Raw genomic sequence first — 18,895 nt, 5'->3', positions numbered from 1 at the left:
TCCTTACTTTTTTGAAAGTGTCATAAATCAGATAAATACAAAATGATACTAGCACAGTGAAATAGCCACTGACATAATTGAAGTGTTAAAATTAGTGCGCGTTAACCAATTATTTTCGCTACAATAGCTAACAATTCCTAGATTTATAATGAATGAGCGATTAAATGCATTTCCCTGACGACGAAAATGGTCAATTATTAGCAGAAATTGCAGCGGCTGGTGTTGATTTAACCAGCATGCAAGTAATAGATTTCTATATTCTTTTTGAACAAAAACCTGAAGCAGAAAAGTTCGCAACGGCAATTGCAAGTGATGAACTAGCGCCTGCAACAGAGTTAGTAAAGTGTCCCGACACCGGGGTGTGGGAAGTCGTTACACGTGTTGAAATGGTCCCTGACCACACGCTATTAAGCCAAACTGAACAATACCTCGAGAGCATCGCAAATAGCCACAACGGCTATGGTGATGGTTGGGGTTTAATGGCTGACGAATAAACACGCGACATAACGCCTGCATATGGCAGGCGTTGATTACTTTAATTGATTGGCTTTTCTATAATTACCCTGATAATCAAATAGTTTCTGGGCAACTTTCCAACCATACTTTTTGTTCTTCCGGGCAATAACAAAATCTGGCGCGACCAATACATGTTGTTGTTCAATAACCTGTTCTGCCGTTTTCCAGGTAATCGGGGCACTATTCCCTTGAGCTCGCCGACCAAATTGCTTGTTAAAGATAAAACGGCCTGTGTCGTTACTAAGATTAAAAACTTCGTCGCAACTGGCACCATCCTCATCAAAATAGCTAATTTTCAACAGCCCATTTGCGATAAGTTGTGCCGATAAACCACTACAGCGAAGCACCAACGCATCTTTTAAATTAAGCGCTTCACGCAACTTATCATCGGGGTCTGTCATCATGGCTGAGCAAGCTTGGCATTGCCTCGCTGCTATATCATTTTGCTCACCGCACTGCTCACATTCTTTAAATCTAAAACGGTAGTCGCACTGTATTTGCGTGCCATCATCATCGTCTAGAAGACCTTGGCAGCGACGCCCAAAGTGCTCAATGACATTGCCTGCGGCATCTGTTTTTCCCCAAAAAATATTCGCAAAGCCACAACCAGGACACAGTACTTGCACAGGTTCGTTGTCACTTTGGGCTTTTTTACTGCCCACCTCTGGGTAAAATAAGTCAAAGCCATTGCCTGCGTAATCAATCACTAAGCACTCTTTTTTCCCCTCACTTAATCTAAGCCCCCTGCCAACAATTTGCTGATATAAACTGACTGACTCGGTTGGACGCAAAATAGCAATAAAATCGACATGCGGCGCATCAAATCCGGTGGTGAGTACAGACACATTGACCAAAAATTTCAACTTTTTCGCTTTAAATTGATTGATGATAGTGTCGCGCTCGTTGTTATCTGTATCACCAGTAATTAATGCGGTATTGTCAGTTGGCAAGTAGCCGACGATTTCTTTGGCATGCATGACTGTTGCCGCAAAAATCATGACGCCGTGCCGATGTTCACTGTAGTCAATAACCTGCTCAATAATCGCCTTCGTTGCGCGGGTATTATCTTTGAGGAGCGCATTCATATTTTCAGCACTATAGCGTCCAAATGAATCGCTGGGTAAAGATGAAAAATCATAATGGCTTATGGCTGCGTCTACTTCATGAGGCGGCGTTAAATAGCCATGTTTAATCATGTAACGAAGCGGTAACTCAAAAATACACTTTTTAAAGGGTGCGTCTTTATCTCCCCTTACAAAGCCATGATAATGATGATGATAAACCCACCCCATTCCCATACGAAAAGGAGTCGCGGTTAACCCCAATACTTTTAGCCGGGGGTTCTGTTTTTTAAGGCTGGATATCACTTGACCATACTGACTTTGATCATCCCCACTGACGCGATGACACTCATCAATAATGAGCAATGAATACGTATCACTAAGTTGCGCCGTATTGCGCGCTAGTGACTGCACACTTGCAAACGTAACCTGTTCTTTAAGCGATTTTTGTTTAAGCCCTGCAGAGAAGATACTCGCTTCAAAACCAAAGCTGATGTACTTTTGCGCGTTTTGCTCTACGAGCTCTTTAACATGTGCTAATACTAAAATTTTCTGTTTAGCAATACGTGCTAATTCAGCAATCACTAAACTTTTGCCCGCGCCTGTTGGTAATACAATCAGTGCCGCCTCGTCCGATTGCTTAAAGTGGCTAACCGTTCGCTGTACGGCCTCTTGCTGATAAGGTCTAAGTACGTATTTCATTATTTTGTGCAGTAATAAAGACAAAAAAGGGAAGCATGTGCTTCCCTAAAAGTTCATATGGGTGAAATTAAGCGAGGTGCTTAGTTAAGTCAACACCTTGGAATGCTTTAGGGCGTTTACCACGGCCTGTCCACTCAATAATTTCACCATTGTATTCGATGCGGTATTTAGGTTTTACTTTCGTACGCTTATCTGTGCCTACTACATCTTGTAAATCTTCTAATGTAAGTCCTTTTTCTTTTAGCAGATCGAGTACTTCTTTTTTAGCTTCTTGCTGTTGAGTATATTTCTCGATAGCTGAATCAATTAACTGTTTTGCTTTTTCAAGTTCAGTTAAAGACGCAGATTTGACAAAAGATCGGATTTCTTTCATTTAAAGCTCTCTTAATTATAAAAGTTAAAGATACATATCAATACACAGCTTAGTATATGGTGAAAAAATAAAATAATCTAATTTAAGTTTATTATAACCATAACTTTATTTTTTCGATCACGTCGCTTAACTCGACAATTAATTCCCTGACTATTAATGTCTCTTTTTCTTGATTAAAGCGATTTTCAGTACTCACTATAAGTTTTGATAATGGCGGGTATTGCAACATCACAATAGCCCCCTTAAGTTTATGAATAGCAGGGGGAATTTTTTCTATATCTTGGTTATCCACATGTGCAGTTAGCGTGTTTAGATCTTGTTTCAAGCTCGTAATAAACACCTCTGCTAGTGTTTTAGCGTCATTTTCATTACCAAAAACATTTAACCAATGTTGTTTATCTTTTATACCTTGCAGGTTCGATACTGGCACCTCATCTTGTACCTGTATTTCATCTTTATTTACATCAATAAACTCGGCTAAACGATTATATAACTCGTTAAGTTTATATGGCTTAAATAACACACTGTTCATGCCTGCATCTAACGCTTTATTTAGGCACTCTTGTGAATCGTCAGCAGTAAAACCAATGATCGGTAAATACTTAAACTTTTCTTTATCACGTAACTGTTTAGCTAATTTAAAGCCATCTAAATGAGGCATATGACAGTCAGTTAGTAATACATCAAAATTATCATTTTCTAGGGCTTTTAATGCGGCTAAACCGTCTTCAACCATCACGGCTTTTATGCCTAATTTTTGACACTGTTTTTCTAAAAGAAGCTGATTAGTTTTATTATCTTCTGCAATTAGAATCTGCCCATGCAACGCAGTTGTGAGGCTGTGTGGTAATACGTCAACACCACAATGAACATTGTTAACCAGCTCTCTGAGTAAATCGGGATAAAGAGGATCAACAAGTAAAATATGGCAACTACATTTTGCGGGAGTTTGAGTATCATTAGCGCTGGCCACGATGATGTATTTATTCTCAATATTACAAATATTCTTTTGCCAGTTTTTACCCCATCGCTCAATGGCATACTTTTCATCAATAATCATATTATCAACTTGCTGAAATACGTTAGCATCTAAAGGATGACTGAGCTGATTATGTTTAACTCCCATGCTTGCTAAATTATTCAGTAATAAATGATTCTGAGTACACACAGACCAATAAACAGAACTCGCTGCTAAATCAGGTTTAGCGACTTTAGTCAAAGGAACCGAAATAAATACATTCGTACCTTTTCCAAATGTACTGGAAATATTAATTTCACCTTTCATCGCTTCTATTAATTGCTTAGCAAGTGTTAAACCAAGCCCTGTGCCGCCATAACGTCGCTCTGTCGAGTTATCAGCTTGCTCAAAGGGTGTAAAAGTATGCGCAAGTTGCTGGGCAGTCATTCCTGCGCCGGTGTCGGATATCTCAATCTTCAAGGTCTGTTTTTCAAATAAAACGTCGCAGCTAATCGCGCCTTTCTCAGTAAACTTAACGGCATTATTTAAAATATTAGACAAAACTTGCAGTAAATGACTTACATCTATACGCGCTTGAGTAAAAGCAGCTGTTCGCCACGTTAAACGGAATTCGAGACCCTTTTGTTTTGCTAAATATTCATGCGCCCTTAAAACACGGCACAGGTGGGACTCGAGATCTACATCTTGGCAGTCGATTTCAATTTTACCTGAGCTTGTATTTGCAAAATATAAAATGTCATCAACCAAGTTACGTAATTTCGAAATCGCACTGTCAATATGTTCTACGAGGTAGAACTGCTCTTCATCTAAATAAGAAGCCCGCAGTAGTTCAATAAAACCATTAATGCCAGATATGGGGGTTCTTAACTCGTGACTCATGGTCGCGATGAATCGGCTTTTAGCTAAATCGGCCTGATGAGCCAGTTGATTTGCTTTACTTAAATCTGCTTGCTGACGCTTGAGTAAACTAATATCAAGCAATATACCATTCCAGCGAACGCCTTGAAGTTGATCATCAGAATTTTTTTCGCCTGTCGCAATGTAACGACACCATATTTTCTGCCCTAAGTTATTAACCCTAAACTCAATATCAATCATTGAGTTACGCTTTGCCGCTCGCTTAAAACTCTTCGCAATTTTTACTCTGTCTTCATCAACAATAAGCGGTGAAATACACCCTGTCATACCGCGTTGGTTAATGGTTCGAGATGTAATCCCTAAAAGGCTTTGCGCTCCTTTACTTATGTAAGTATAAAACCCCTCACCATTGTCATAGTATTCATATTGAAATACCCCGCCGGGTATCGTATCCGTGATCGTCTTTAATAATTTTTGAACAGATTCATTTTCTCGCTGCAGATTATTATGCTCTGTGACATCAGTTATCACAGTCATGATCCCTGCGATATGGCCGTCAATCCCCAAAAAAGGTTTCTTTGTATAAAGCAACTCGAGTGGTTTACCCAGACGATTGGTGAAGCGAATATGTTGATTAATTATTTTACCCGAAGTAAGGCTTTGCTTATTTTGATCTACTAATTCTTTAACGACTGCAAGATCACTGCGCAAAAATTGCTGCTCGTCATCCCAAAGATGCGCGAAATTATCTTTATACGCTTTATTCCACATGATGCGCTTTTGGTCTTGATCCTGAATAACAACCATTGTGGGTAAATCATCAATTAACTTTTGCGTAAAATTAAGCTTACTCAGTGCAGCCTGTTCTGATTGCTTACGACTCGCTATTTCCCGATTTATATTGAGACGCCGATTGATAAAGTAAGTCAGTGATAAAACAACTAAAATCAACACCAAAATTGCAGTGATATTGACCGTTTTTTTATCATAACCACGCTCTATATTAAAAATACCATGACGATTTACAACATGGCTAAAATCATTACTAGTTAAGGTTTTAAATAAACTGTCTAGCAACGTTGTTAATTCAGAAAAGTGCCTATTAATTAAAAAATAAATTGGCTGTGTATATCGATATTTAGGGTTGATATAAAACTCACCAATATAAAACTGGTTTAGCTGATACGCTGCAATGCTCTGCGGTAGCATAGCCGCATCAACAGCATCATTTCGTAGTGCATAGAAAAGCGTTTGAATTGAGTCAAATGACACGGTTTCGATAGGCTCGCTACCAACTAATTTTTCTTTAGGATCTGCAAACGCCTCAATATAACCAATACGGCGAATTTTACTCGCACGCTTAGAAACCAATACCATTTCGAAGCTATAATGTGAGGGTAACGCAATTAATATTCCTTCATCTATTTTGTCAGGTGTCATCGATGGAATGATATCGATTTTATTTGCAAGAAATAGCTTTTCTAACTCTTTACTATTTGCAGCGGGTATATATTTAAACTGTATGCCACTTCTCTGTGAGAGCAATGCAAGAGTATCATTTAAATACCCAGTAGCTTCGCCTGTTTTACTGGTTGAATTAACGGGGTATAAACCATCAATAAACGAGAATGTGAGTAAATAGTTAGTACTCTGCTGTGCATCAATACGGTTAAAATCACGCTTGAATTTACTGTATGCCTTTGCAGCGATGTATTCTTCACTGGCAGAACTTTCCCACAGCTGTTTAGTTGCAGGTGAAATAGAGGCGAGTACCGAGTTAACTTGATTTCGTAATGCGGTTTCCTCTTTATTAAACATGACGTGAAGGGTTTCACTCTCGAGCCAAATAGGACTAACAACCTTTAAGTTATTTTTAGAGTGATTTTTTAATTGGTGAGACAACACTGAATAGTCCCCCAAAAACCCGTCAAACGTACCATCAGCAACCTTGTCTATCGCATCTTCAGGTTGAATAAATCGGTTTATGAATAAAGCACCATTTTCGGCTAAATACTCACAGTGTGAGCTCCCTGTTATACATACCCAACGCAGACTCGCTAAATTCTTTAATGCATCATTAGCAATAGACTGGTTTGCAACAATACCCCGTGGGGCTTCCATAAATGCGGAAGAGAATAAAAAATGCTTTTTACGTTGCTGGGTTTTATTAAGACCCACTGTAAAATTAATGTCGCCCGCCTGAAGCGCATCTAACAGTAAATCGAGACTGTCGTATACATGATACTCTAAATCAGCATCTGCTAATCGCGCAATCTCATTACTGTAACCAACGATGACCCCCGAAAACCGGCCATTTTCATCACGTGTATGATAAGGAAAGAAGTTATAATTAACGATACCTGCTTTGAGCTGCTTTGCATATGCACAACTTGAAAGGAAAGCAAATGTTAACGCAATGAAAAATAAGAATAGCTTATTCAGAATGATGCCAATAAGAAGGTTAAAATTTGTTACATTTTAGCAGTGTAAATTAAATACAACAATTCAGAAATCCCCACTGCTTAGATTTCTTTACAGCAAAGACTATTTAAAAGCCCTAACAACAACTTTACATGTATCACTTAAGCTAACTCGTTTTAACGTGTGAACAACACCACTCTAATTCACCTTAGTTCAAATACAGTTTATAAGGTGATAAAAAATCATGGTTTATGCCAGACATAAGCAAGCTGTAAACAGCAAAAATACTTCACCTAAATGACGATGGATATTTGACTACCCAAATTTATACCATTCCGCTTAATTAAGTGGTCTATTTTGAGGCAATAAAACCGCGTTGATAACAAGGCAAAAATTTAGTTATTTAGTTGTTCTCGGCAATTGCTCCTGCATTGCTCTACCTCCTGCATCCATGCAGTCGTAAATCAGAAATTTTTAACGCAGGTAGCGACTGGTTTGATCACTCAAAATGATTAAGTATTTTTGCGGATTAATGGAATGGACTCTCTCCACTCCCCAACGGCGTCATAATGCGCCATAGTAGTTTAGGGTAAGTTTTAGCGTAAACAAAGTAGAGAGAGTCACATGAATAAAATAACAATTGGATTAGATATCGCCAAGAACATTTTTCATTTAGTTTGGTTATCAAACTCGGGAAAAGTGCTCAAAAAGAAAAAGCTCAAACGCACTAACATGAAAGAGTATTTTTGTAATTTAGAGCCCGCAATTGTCGTCATGGAAGCGTGTGGCTCATCAAACTACTGGGCACAAAGTATTCAAAACTATGGTCATGAAGTGAAAGTTATCGCTCCACAATATGTAGTCCCTTACCGAAAAGGAAATAAAAATGATTTCAATGATGCAGAAGCGATAGCTGAAGCTTCACAACGAGTGAATATGCGATTTGTGCCAATAAAAAGTGTAGAGCAACAAGACATTCAACTGTTGCACCGTATAAGAGAGCGGCGAATAAAATGTAGAACGGCCTTAGTGAATCAAACCAGAGGCCTCTTAGCCGAATATGGTATTAGCCTCTCGCAAGGCGTTAATCAAGTGAGAAAGTCTATCCCCGATATTTTAGAAGATGCGAGTAACATGTTAACGCCATTGTCTCGTCGATATATAGCCAGTTTGTATGATGAATTAATTGAGGTAGATAAGTTAATCACGGATTTGGATAGCGAGATAAAAGCTTTAAGCCATCAGATAGAGCAGTGCCAGAAATTAGAAACAATGACAGGAATAGGTCCCATCATCGCAACAGCTTTGTATAGTGCAATAGGTGATGGTAAAACCTTTAAAAGTGGACGTCATATGGCAGCCTGGCTGGGACTAGTTGCCAAACAGCATACGACTGGCGATAACCCCAAGTTAAAGGGAATAAGTAAACGAGGAAATACTTATTTGCGAACTCAGCTGATTAATGGTGCCAGAGCTGCGTTAGTCAAATCGGGGAGTAAAGCTGACAAGGTAAGCTTATGGGCAAATAACCTGCGGGAGCGGCTGCCATTTAATAAAGCAGTGGTTGCATTAGCGAATAAAATGGCGCGAATGGCATGGGCGATGACCGTAAAACAAGAGAGGTACAAATTTGTATAAAAACATTAACCGCAATTAAAAGACAAAAGTTCAATAGCAAAAATTGCAAAGATTGAGATTGACGGAAAACGGTTCATAGCCGTCCTATTTAAACCTGATAATACCAAAGGCTGTTAGAAGCCGTCGAGATTGATAAGGTGATAGGGGCGGATATCCATCAGGGCTAGAGCGGATAAATCCGCTCATAAAAAAGCCGAATATATGGCAGCAATGAACTTTGAAATTCTATCAATTACTGTCTTGCAATCGGAGAGAGTCCATATATGGTATTAATATTAAGAAAATTCTTGTACGAAGGAAAGGCTATTGGAGCGTAATGATGAATGATACACCATAAAGAACAGGAACGTTCTTTATGGTGTATTTTATTGATAATACAGACTAATTATACTGTATTAAAATTTATAAGATGCTTGAAGGTAACCAAATCGACCGATATTGTCATAGATGGCTGAGCCTGCACCTGTACCCGTTGTGCTTCCTGGTAACCTACGGTTAAATAAGTTGTCAACACCCAGTTTAAGGCCAACGCCATTTTCAAAGTTATATGCGAATGAAGCATCAGTTATAAAGTATGAGCCATAACGCATTTCACTTGATGGATTTGGGTTAGTATCTAACGACGTGTGATCATATAGTTCAACACCATCTATAAAGCGTGTGCTAAAACCAACTTTATAGTTATTGTAAGTATAATCAACGGTTAGATTACCTTGCCATGTCTCTTCACCTAAAACACCTTCATAATCAGTGTAGTTTTCTGGCTCTGCTGAGAATGGATAATCTTTTGCTTCAATTAGGTATGTACCAATGAAGCTAGTATTGAATCGACCACCTAGTGCGTCAAAGTCATATGCAAACTCAAAGTCAACACCAGAATTTAAACTACGAGCAATGTTAAGCGCAAACCCTTTTAGTAGGGTAATTTCGCTCGTTTCAGGATCGCGAGTAATTAAATTACAGAATTGATTATCAACACCTGTAGGCGAATCAACACAACGGTCAATAATAGTTTGGAAACCGATACCACTAATTGTATCGTCAATGTCAATTTCCCAGTAATCCGCAGTTACGCTGAAGCCTTCTAACCAACTTGGTTGATAAACGATACCAGCCGTAATTGATTTTGATTCTTCAGGTTGCAAATCAGGATTACCACCGACTAAAGTTTCAAGAGTTGCGCTATCGTAGTTAGAATCGAAGTCTGCTGGAACACCTAATGCAGCACAGTTTGCAGCACGTATTGCTCTGCCCTCAGCGCTTAACTGATCCAACTCAGAAACCTTACAACTATCATCTACATTAGTAAATGACTGGCTCTGACCAGAGAATAGCTCGTCAATGTTTGGTGCTCTCATTGCTTCTGAAACAGTGAAACGTGCTCTCAACTCTGGGTTAATGGTCCAATCTAAACCTAACTTCCAGCTTGTTGCATCACCAATTGTAGAATAATCCGCATAACGAACAGCCGTGTCTAAAACGAGTGAATCGATTAAAAAGACTTCTTCTAGTAATGGAATCGATAATTCAAAGAATGCTTCAGATACATCATATCCACCATCGGTTTCACCTAGGGCATTAAAGAAAGTAGCCCCGGTTTTAGCAAATGGGTCTTCAATAGTGACGCTTGATTCGTCTCTATATTCGATACCACCGGCGAAACCAACCATACCCGCAGGTAATTCAAAAAGTGCAGAATTAGAGAATGTCGCATTAAACACAGTTTGCTCAATCTCTGAAGTTCCCACAGACGTCGTAGTTACATAGTCAATCGCTTGCTGACTAATAGCACCATCGCCCATAATATTAGCAGCTACACAGCCATCAGCACGGGCTTCTTCACTACGACAAACAATATTTCCTGCGTCATCAAAAACCGCATCTATTGCATTGGCATAATTAGCCATGATGACGTTTGCACCATTAATACGTTCTATCTCTGACTTACCATGTACCAAAGATATATCCATGCTCCAGTCTTCAGTCAAATTACCTTTGAACCCTGCTACGAATCGTGTTGTCTCACGCGTATTTTCTTCTAAGCGGCGACCGATATCATTGTACATTTTATTGACACCAATGATCGATAGACCTTCTTGATCCATTAGGGCTGCTGTATCTTCAGATAAGAAAGCATTATCACGCTTTATTAAGTTTGCACCACTGAAGAAGCGGAAGAAAGGCTGACCAATATTTTCCCCTTCGGTTTTAGAGTACTTTGCTTGGAAATATGCATTCAAGTCATCTGTAACATCATAATTAACTTTGAAATTTAAGTTAATGCGGTCAAACTTTGGCTGAATTTCCGAATATTGGCGTAAATTAATATAATCACAATCTGGGCCACCACAATATGAGCCGTCCTCAAAACTGCCTGTATTTACAGGTCCTAACGTGCTGTCTGGGTTAAATCGACCCATAATCGCACCAGTGTTAGGGTTCCAAACTGTACCCGCGTTAGAGATTAAATAATAGCCCGCATTTGGTACTACTATTTTGTCTGGAAAATCTTCACTGTCTAGCATATCTTCAGGTCTTTCCATACCTGTCACGACTTCATATGGCATCGAAGCATAAGATGTCGAAGTCCACGGGTTATCTAATGCATTTAGAGAATCCTGTGAATTGTATTCGAAAGAGATAGCCGCATTACCGCGCCCTTCTGAAAAATCTTGACCGTATGAAAAAGTAAACTTCTCATTTTCATAATTATTGTTATCCGCAAACCCTTTCGTTGCAGATACATTAAGGCCTGTTATTTCTTCTTTTAAAATGAAGTTAACAACCCCCGTTACAGCATCAGCACCATATACAGCTGACGCACCACCTGTGATAATCTCAACTCGTTCAATCCACGCACTAGGAATAGTATTTGTATCTACAGAAGATGTACCTGGGGCACTAGAAACGTGACGTTTTCCATCTACAAGTACTAACGTACGCTCACTACCCATACCACGTAAATCAAGTAAGCTTACACCGGCTGTACCAATAAATCGGCCTGAGTTAGCCAGTGAATACGTCGTTGCTAGTGCAGGTAGCTTGTTTAAAACCTCACCGATATTCATTGCACCAGTGCTTACTAAATCTTCACCTGTAATTACAGTAACTGGTGATGGAGAGATAGCCCCTTCACGAAAAATGCGCGAACCTGTAACCTCAATACGCTCAACTTTTTCTACGCCTTCATCATTTTCATCTGCCGCAATAGAGCTTGCAGAGAATAGTGAAGTTGACGCTGCACTGAAAGCAAGTGCTAAGCGAACGGCCTTCGAAACCTGATTATTTAACATTGTATTCTCCCTGGTCATATCCATATTATGACTTATTAATTTTTATTTAACCCCGCCATAGGCACTAATACCTTAATGCGGTGATTAAATACTAATATCCTAGATAACTTCTGGTCAACATGTTTTTAACTTGCGCTTTTTAAAATAAAATCAATATAAATACAAACGCAACAAAAAATAAAAAATTTAAAATAAACCAAACAATGTAAAAACAAAATTGCAACAATATATTAATAATGCATATTTAAAAAAAACATTAAAACCCCACTATTTTAAAGGGAAAAAGTCTAAAAACGCAGGAAAGAAGAGAGCATCAACCTTAAAACACATAAATCCAAAAAACAGAACAATGAACAACCACTAAGCTCATCACCTATAACGTCCTCATAAGTCAAAAAGGTTATAAGCACTGATGATTTGCTAATATAAAATACTAAAGACACAACTTTTCATAAATAAAAGTAGCTTTGATAGCCTTCGGCATAATTACCACCCGATAGACGGATCAGCTATGTACATTTACATGTCAAACTCACCACCCAATCATAAGCACTTGATTTTAATGTATTTTTAGTTTTAATGGCCAGAAAGCTAAATTTGAGACGCAGGAAAGATTTTAAATGTTCGAGATTAATGGCATATCAGTGTCAAAATATGCAGCTGCTATGCGAAATGAAATGGACGGCTACTTCATAACTGAAGCACTACCCTATTCTTAATTCAATATTGTTGAATGACAAAAGATCTAATATAAAAAGTAAAGAAGTGACATTTCTAAAAAACACCATTACAAATATAAAGTTTATTTTCATTCACGTAAAAATTAATAGTACAAAATATTAAATATAATCTTCCAAAACTTATTATAAAAACCCCTCATAAAAACACAAAAATTTAACAAACGTAAAAACAAGCATTAGAAATAAATAAAGACATGAAACCATTGCATTCAAAGCCAATACCAAAGAGCTAGAACAATTACTTCAACCTACACTAAATTACATATGATAAAACGATGTTACAACAATGTATTTACAACACTTTCAACTCTGATATTCTTAATACCTACAATTAAAAAACCAAAAACAATTGGATTGATATGAGATATATAAAAAGTTTAGGCCTCTTACTTTTACTATTTAGCCAAATGACTTTTGCTAAAAACACCCTTGAAGACTTCTTTAACAGCAAAGATTATCAACAAGTAAAAATCTCGCCTAATGGAAAATACTTTTCGATTACATTTCAAGATGAGACACAAGTTAAGCTTGTGATTCTCGATAGAAAGACAAAAAAAGTGCTATCCAGTTATGGATTTGGTGAATATCAAAAAATAGCTAACGTCATCTGGGTAAATGATGAACGCTTCATCATGTCAGTCAAAAAAACCGTTGGTTATTTAGATACTAAAGGTGGTTCACCTTACTTCATAGCTTCAAACTTTGACGGCTCTAACCGACGGGAATTGTTAGCGTCACAAACATCGTTTTACAACATTTTAAGTATTTTACCTGACGACAAAGAAAACATATTAGTTACAAAACAACATTATGCTGATGATTTTGCAGTAAAAGTTCATAAGGTAAATGTTTATAATGGTCGTTCTAGTTATCAAGCAGATCAACCTAAAGAAGATGTCTTTGGCATGGTTGCAGATGTGTCAGGCCAACCAAGAATTGCTTTTAGTTATGTTGAAAAAGAAGAGCATGAAATGGGGAAAGGTGAACTCAACATGTTCTATAAAAAGACACCTAATTCAGACTGGGAGACATTTAACCTAGGAATCTTAAATTATAATCCTGGTGATAACCTTTCAATTATTGGCATGAACAAGTCAGGAAATTTAGCGTACTTTACTAATGACTCTACCACTAAGAACATAGCCGTATTTTCTTTTAATTTGGAAACAAATGAACTTAAGAAACTGATAGAAGACGCAGATGTTGATATTTCAACACCTATATATGGCTTTTCAGGTGAGGTTGTGGGTGTTACGTATGATCCCAATTATCCTGCATATCATTATTTCTCGGATGCAGGGGATAACGATGTTTTAAAAAGGCTAAGTGACTCATTCCACGCATATAGGCTAAGATTTACAAGTCATGCCAAAGAACAAAAGCTTTCTGTCTTTGAAGTTTCATCAGATAAATCACCCACAGAATTTTACCTTTACGACATTACCTCGAAGAAAGCGAGTTTTGTCGCTTCGATGAACGAGAAAATAAACAAAAAGGAACTAGCAACTGTAGAGCCATTCAAAATATCAGCACGAGATGGTGTCGTATTACACGGTTATATAACGATACCAAATAATAAAAAAGAACCTTACTCTGCAGTAGTAATGCTGCATGGAGGACCTCATGGTGTCAGAGATTTCTGGGGGTTTAATGCTGAAGCTCAGTATCTCGCAAGTATTGGATATGCAGTGTTGCAAGTAAACTTCAGAGGCTCTGGTGGCTATGGTAGCTCATTTTTAAAGAGTGGTTACAAAAATTGGGGTACAAAAATGCAAGATGATGTAACTGATGCCACCCACTGGGCTATAAAGCAAAAAATTATCGATAAAAATAATATCTGTATATATGGTGGGAGTTATGGTGGTTACGCAGCACTAATGGGCGCAGTAAGAGAGCCTGACTTGTACAAATGTGCTATTGGATATGTAGGCGTATACTCTATCCCTGAAATGTTTTCCAGTGGAGATATCCCAACGAGAGATTCTGGGGTGAAATTTTTAAATACTGTGCATGGTATGGACGTAGAAGATCAGAAATCTCGTTCACCTGCATATAATGTTGATAAAATTAAGGCTAAACTTTTTATAGCTCATGGCTCGGATGATATTAGGGTTCCTATGGAGCAATATGAAGCGCTAACTTCAGCCCTTGATAGAATTAATTACCCTTATAAATCAATGGTAAGAAATGAGGGGCATGGTTATCATAAGCCTAAAAATCGCACTGATTTTTACAATGCTATGACAAAGTTTTTAGATGAAAATCTTAAATAGAGTTTAAAGAACCAGAAATAAAATTAGCAAAATTTTAAGCCGTTAGTTAAATAACCTCTAACGGCTTAATGTTAAACAGAGTGTAGATAATTAAGTTTATTAACCTAGTTGTGATACGCTTTGAGAAAATAAAAAAGTTCACTGCTCTTATAAATAGCGTGCAGTAATTAATCTGAGCAGCTTATATTTACTAGGAAGTTTTTATAATGTTCATGCTTTTTTGTAACGCTAACTTAAATTTAAAGTCCTTTTATTAGTGATAAATACACAGAAACACAATAGAAATATTCAGCGGGAGATTCGTTTTAACGAAACAAGGGGCCCTTGCCTCTTTACTCGATAACAACGGTCCATGCAAAGTGTTCTTCATCAACTGACATTGGGTTAATACTTTTAATCTTTAATTCTAGACTCGCTTCATCGAATGCGCTGCGAATAGAGTTTTCAGTCATTGACACACGTGTTTGCTCTTCAAGCCGTTTAATTTGAAATTCAACATTAGTCTGTAATTTATCAATTGCAGTATGCGACTCTGAATTAATGTTTTGCATTATTTTTGCAACATTACTTACAACATCTTGAAACCACTGTAATGAATTATTGTCCAGTGAAAACTCATTTAGTGATTTAATGAGTTGTTTATTTTTGTTAGTAAACTCAAGCTGCTGATTTGTAAGCTTGAGATCAACCAATGTTTTTAGTTTTTCAAACAGTTCCAACTCAACCAAAGATTTAAACACTGACAGTCCTGCTGCCGAGTTTAGTGCAATTTGTGATGATGCACTGTGCATCATAAACACCGCTTGGCCACCTGGTTTTAAAACCCGGGTCACTTCTTTGAGGGATGATTCCCACGACGAATATTCGAAGCCAAATTGACTAACTAACAGATCAAAACAATCATCTTCATAAGGCAACTGTTCAAGGTTAGTCGCAAATGAAAAATTTATATCTTTAATGATTTTTTCTAATTTCACATCATTTGACTTTATCGAACTTACGTCTATGTCAGCCGCATCACAAGCATAAATATCAACCAACTTATTCTGTGAATTTGCCGCAGCTTTTAGCCAAATAGCAAGCGCCCCCTTACCGGTTGCTAAATCAAGTACCTTTAGATTTTCACTGCTTATTTCACTAAGAGTTTTCTGCCAAAAATGCAGTATTTCTTTAGGGTAACCAAACTCATTTTTAAGTTCTGCAAAACTTGAAAAACCATCTGTTGAATTCCAATATTGTTCCCAATGCATAATAAAGTCCGAATTTGATACGCACACACTCCAGCTCATATTATAAAGAATCAAAAAACTAGATTCTATAATTAAAGTCTCTACTGTGTATTCGTATTAATAAAGAGGGGCGAAAGAGGTTATAAAATAAAAGAGCGACATATAATAATGTCGCTCTTTTCTAGTTAAACTTAAACAATATTAGAATGATTGTTTAAAGTTGAAGTACATGATACGACCGAAACCTGAGTATAGGTTGAAGTTGTAGTCACGACCATCATAAGCAAATAGAGGTGGCTCTTTACCAAATGCATTTTGAGCACCGAAGCTGATCTTAGAGTTCCAAGGCGTGTTATACGCTACTTGAAGGTCATGAGTTACCCACGTAGGAATATGACCAATACACTTACCATCTGCATCGATGTCTTCACATTGGCTATCAATAAGGTTTAAGTTCCAAGTTACATCAAAATCAGCAACTGAATAAACATTTGATAATGTTAGACGTTGTTGTGGTACACCTGGGTCTTTAACGAAGTTACGACCACCGTCCGTGCTGTAATCAAGGATGTGAGAGATGTTTAAGTTAGTTGTTAAACGACCTGCATCACCGAAATCAAAGCTTGAACGTGCTTTAAAGTCTAAACCAGAAGTTTCAAGTGTACCATCGTTACCGAAACCACGAACTACATTAGTAATACCGCCATTTGGTGCACGAGTTACTGTAAATGCTGGCGGAAGTGAGTCACCACGTAATGTTGCATCAATAATGTATTGAGAACCAAACGCACGGATACGGTTAGTAATCTCGATATCATAGTAGTCTAGCTCAAAATCGATGTTATCAGTCGCTTGATATACGATACCTAATGACATTTGCTCTGATTGCTCAGATTGTAGATCAGGGTTAGAGATAACAGTTGCATTAATTTGTGATGAACAACCAGCTGCCTCACCGATTGCCGCACATGTTAAATCATCGCTTACTGAGTCAGCAGACTCTGCTGGCTGTTGTGTAAGGTCTGGTAATGACGGTGCACGGAAACCTTTACCCCAAGAAGCACGAAGTACTAACGCATCAATTGGGTTATAACGAGCAGATACTTTTGGTGAGAAATCTGAACCATAGTCAGAATAATCATCGTAACGACCAGCGAAGTTTAGTTCAAATTGCTCAGTTACTGGTACTAGCGCTTCGAAGAATAGACCTCGAACAGAACGTGAACCACCTGCAGAGCTACCTGATGAACCACCTACTTGACCCGCTTCAGAAAGTGAATCGTAGTTATCAGCATAATCTTCTGTACGGTATTCAAAACCTACGAAACCTTGGATAGCACCAGCATCAGTTTCCATGATGTCAAATGCCGCATTCGCAAAGACTTCTTCTTGGTTAAATTTACCAGTACGAGAAGTCGTTACAGTCATCGCGTTACGTACTTCTGCTGAAGCACCAAACGGGTCGTTTAACATGTAAGTACCGTCATTGATATACTGACGAGCGATACTACGAAGAATGTAACCACTACCTACGTTGTGGCTTTCGTTGATTGTTTTACGTGCGCCAGCTTCAACTGAAACACTACCAATCATACCATTAGTACCGAATGTGATATCTTTCAACTCTGTAGAAAGGTTGTTATCACGATTACCTAGAGCAGCAAAACGGTGCCAAAAATCGAGTGGCTGTTGCTCAAGCTCTAACGAAGGATCGTAAATAGGGCTATCAGGGTTAGTTGGGTTATTTGGGCTATCCGCATCAATTTGGTCTGGGCCATATGCAGTCTCATCTAGACCTGGTGCGTAACGACCAAATGACTTAGTTTGTGCGATATTGATGTTAGAGAAAATGCTCCAGTCATCATTGATGTCAAAACGTGCTTTTACGAAAGCTGAACGGTTTTTAATTGACGCTTCATCAGCAGATACAGCTGCGAAGTTAAAACCACAACGCGCACCAATTCGGTAGAAGTTTTCGTTACCAACACCTTCACAAGTAGCTTCTGGCGAGAAGAAATCAAAGTTACTTGCACCTGGGATGTAATTACCCTCATCATCTTGTGCCATTGTTGTGAAGTTGTTTGAGTACACTGAACCACCTGGCGAATACCAAGGGAAGTCACGAGCGTAAACAATATCACGACCATTCCATGAAGCACCTGCAAGTACTGATGCATTATCAGAAGAAGCACCGAAAACTACAGAACCATTTTCACGATCGCCACCTTCATGCTCAATACGACCAGAACCTAATGTAACTTCTGCGCCGTTGTAATCTTTACGAGTGATTACGTTGATTACACCACCAATTGCATCTGAACCGTACAATGCTGATGCACCATCTGAAAGAATTTCAACACGCTCAACAGCTGCCATTGGGATGAAGTTTAAATCTTGGCTAGAACCAGTAAGTGTTGACTTAGGTAAACGACGACCGTCAACTAGAACTAATGTACGGTCAGAACCTAGACCACGTAAACTTACAGTAGTAGCACCTTGCGCAGAGCTACCAGACTGTGGACGAAACGAACCCAGACTGTTGAAAGTTGTGTTACGAAGTAGATCAGCAACTGAAGATTCACCACTAAGCTCAATTGCTTCACGGTCAATTACTGTGATTGGTAAATCAGTAGCCATATCAACACGCTTAATGCGTGAACCAGTTACTTCAATTCGCTCAACCTTTTCAGCACTTTCTTCATCTTCTGCTGCCATAGTGCTAACAGAAAAAGAAGCAGCTGAAGCTGCACCAAAAGCGATCGCTAAGCGAACAGCTTTTGAAACTTTATTATTTAACATTTGATTCTCCCTG

At 38.3% G+C, this 18,895-nt stretch carries 9 protein-coding genes; 3 read left to right on the top strand and 6 right to left on the bottom strand.

The features are described 5' to 3' along the window. The first annotated feature begins 164 nt into the window (after positions 1 to 164). The gene (locus H3302_RS06015; protein WP_036969441.1) at positions 165 to 494 is read left to right on the top strand and encodes a ribonuclease E inhibitor RraB; all 330 of its coding nucleotides are present in this window, start codon (positions 165 to 167) and stop codon (positions 492 to 494) included. Positions 495 to 530: 36 nt separating this feature from the next. Here H3302_RS06015 and H3302_RS06010 read toward each other — a convergent pair whose 3' ends face one another. The 3 genes from H3302_RS06010 to H3302_RS06000 form a co-directional block, all read right to left on the bottom strand. Continuing rightward, complete coding sequence (locus H3302_RS06010; RefSeq protein ID WP_036969443.1) at positions 531 to 2,279, bottom strand: DEAD/DEAH box helicase; 1,749 nt, start codon at positions 2,277 to 2,279, stop codon at positions 531 to 533. Positions 2,280 to 2,346: 67 nt separating this feature from the next. Then, the gene (locus H3302_RS06005; RefSeq protein WP_036969446.1) at positions 2,347 to 2,652 is read right to left on the bottom strand and encodes an H-NS family nucleoid-associated regulatory protein; all 306 of its coding nucleotides are present in this window, start codon (positions 2,650 to 2,652) and stop codon (positions 2,347 to 2,349) included. 91 nt (positions 2,653 to 2,743) lie between these two features. Then, the gene (locus tag H3302_RS06000) at positions 2,744 to 6,784 is read right to left on the bottom strand and encodes an ATP-binding protein (RefSeq protein ID WP_409076801.1); all 4,041 of its coding nucleotides are present in this window, start codon (positions 6,782 to 6,784) and stop codon (positions 2,744 to 2,746) included. A gap of 750 nt (positions 6,785 to 7,534) precedes the next feature. Here H3302_RS06000 and H3302_RS05995 point away from each other — a divergent pair. After that, the gene (locus H3302_RS05995) at positions 7,535 to 8,548 is read left to right on the top strand and encodes an IS110 family transposase (RefSeq protein ID WP_065979998.1); all 1,014 of its coding nucleotides are present in this window, start codon (positions 7,535 to 7,537) and stop codon (positions 8,546 to 8,548) included. A 395-nt stretch (positions 8,549 to 8,943) separates the two neighbouring features. Here the strand turns inward: H3302_RS05995 and H3302_RS05990 are convergent, their stop codons facing one another. Beyond that, positions 8,944 to 11,841 carry a TonB-dependent receptor domain-containing protein gene (locus H3302_RS05990; RefSeq protein ID WP_074989797.1) on the bottom strand — a complete coding sequence of 966 codons (2,898 nt, stop codon included), beginning with the start codon at positions 11,839 to 11,841 and terminating at the stop codon, positions 8,944 to 8,946. A 1,099-nt stretch (positions 11,842 to 12,940) separates the two neighbouring features. Between H3302_RS05990 and H3302_RS05985 the strand changes: the two genes are divergently transcribed. Then, the gene (locus tag H3302_RS05985) at positions 12,941 to 14,854 is read left to right on the top strand and encodes a S9 family peptidase (RefSeq protein WP_065978828.1); all 1,914 of its coding nucleotides are present in this window, start codon (positions 12,941 to 12,943) and stop codon (positions 14,852 to 14,854) included. A 332-nt stretch (positions 14,855 to 15,186) separates the two neighbouring features. Here H3302_RS05985 and H3302_RS05980 read toward each other — a convergent pair whose 3' ends face one another. Then, on the bottom strand, positions 15,187 to 16,104 hold the full coding sequence (locus H3302_RS05980) for a class I SAM-dependent methyltransferase (RefSeq protein WP_051501799.1): 918 nt from the start codon (positions 16,102 to 16,104) through the stop codon (positions 15,187 to 15,189). Positions 16,105 to 16,284: 180 nt separating this feature from the next. Further along, complete coding sequence (locus H3302_RS05975; protein ID WP_036969455.1) at positions 16,285 to 18,882, bottom strand: TonB-dependent siderophore receptor; 2,598 nt, start codon at positions 18,880 to 18,882, stop codon at positions 16,285 to 16,287. Positions 18,883 to 18,895: the final 13 nt, after the last annotated feature.

The sequence above is a fragment of the Pseudoalteromonas sp. MT33b genome, assembly GCF_014117385.1.
Lineage (GTDB): Bacteria > Pseudomonadota > Gammaproteobacteria > Enterobacterales > Alteromonadaceae > Pseudoalteromonas > Pseudoalteromonas lipolytica.
Note: the sequence above shows the minus strand (reverse complement) of the source record. Positions and strands in the feature narration are given on the sequence as shown.

Coding starts and splice junctions, on each gene's coding strand:
- H3302_RS05975 (WP_036969455.1), bottom strand. CDS start 18,882: ATGTTAAATAATAAAGTTTCAAAAGCTGTTCGCTTAGCGATCGCTTTT.
- H3302_RS05985 (WP_065978828.1), top strand. CDS start 12,941: ATGAGATATATAAAAAGTTTAGGCCTCTTACTTTTACTATTTAGCCAA.
- H3302_RS06015 (WP_036969441.1), top strand. CDS start 165: ATGCATTTCCCTGACGACGAAAATGGTCAATTATTAGCAGAAATTGCA.
- H3302_RS05990 (WP_074989797.1), bottom strand. CDS start 11,841: ATGTTAAATAATCAGGTTTCGAAGGCCGTTCGCTTAGCACTTGCTTTC.
- H3302_RS06010 (WP_036969443.1), bottom strand. CDS start 2,279: ATGAAATACGTACTTAGACCTTATCAGCAAGAGGCCGTACAGCGAACG.
- H3302_RS06005 (WP_036969446.1), bottom strand. CDS start 2,652: ATGAAAGAAATCCGATCTTTTGTCAAATCTGCGTCTTTAACTGAACTT.
- H3302_RS05995 (WP_065979998.1), top strand. CDS start 7,535: ATGAATAAAATAACAATTGGATTAGATATCGCCAAGAACATTTTTCAT.
- H3302_RS05980 (WP_051501799.1), bottom strand. CDS start 16,104: ATGCATTGGGAACAATATTGGAATTCAACAGATGGTTTTTCAAGTTTT.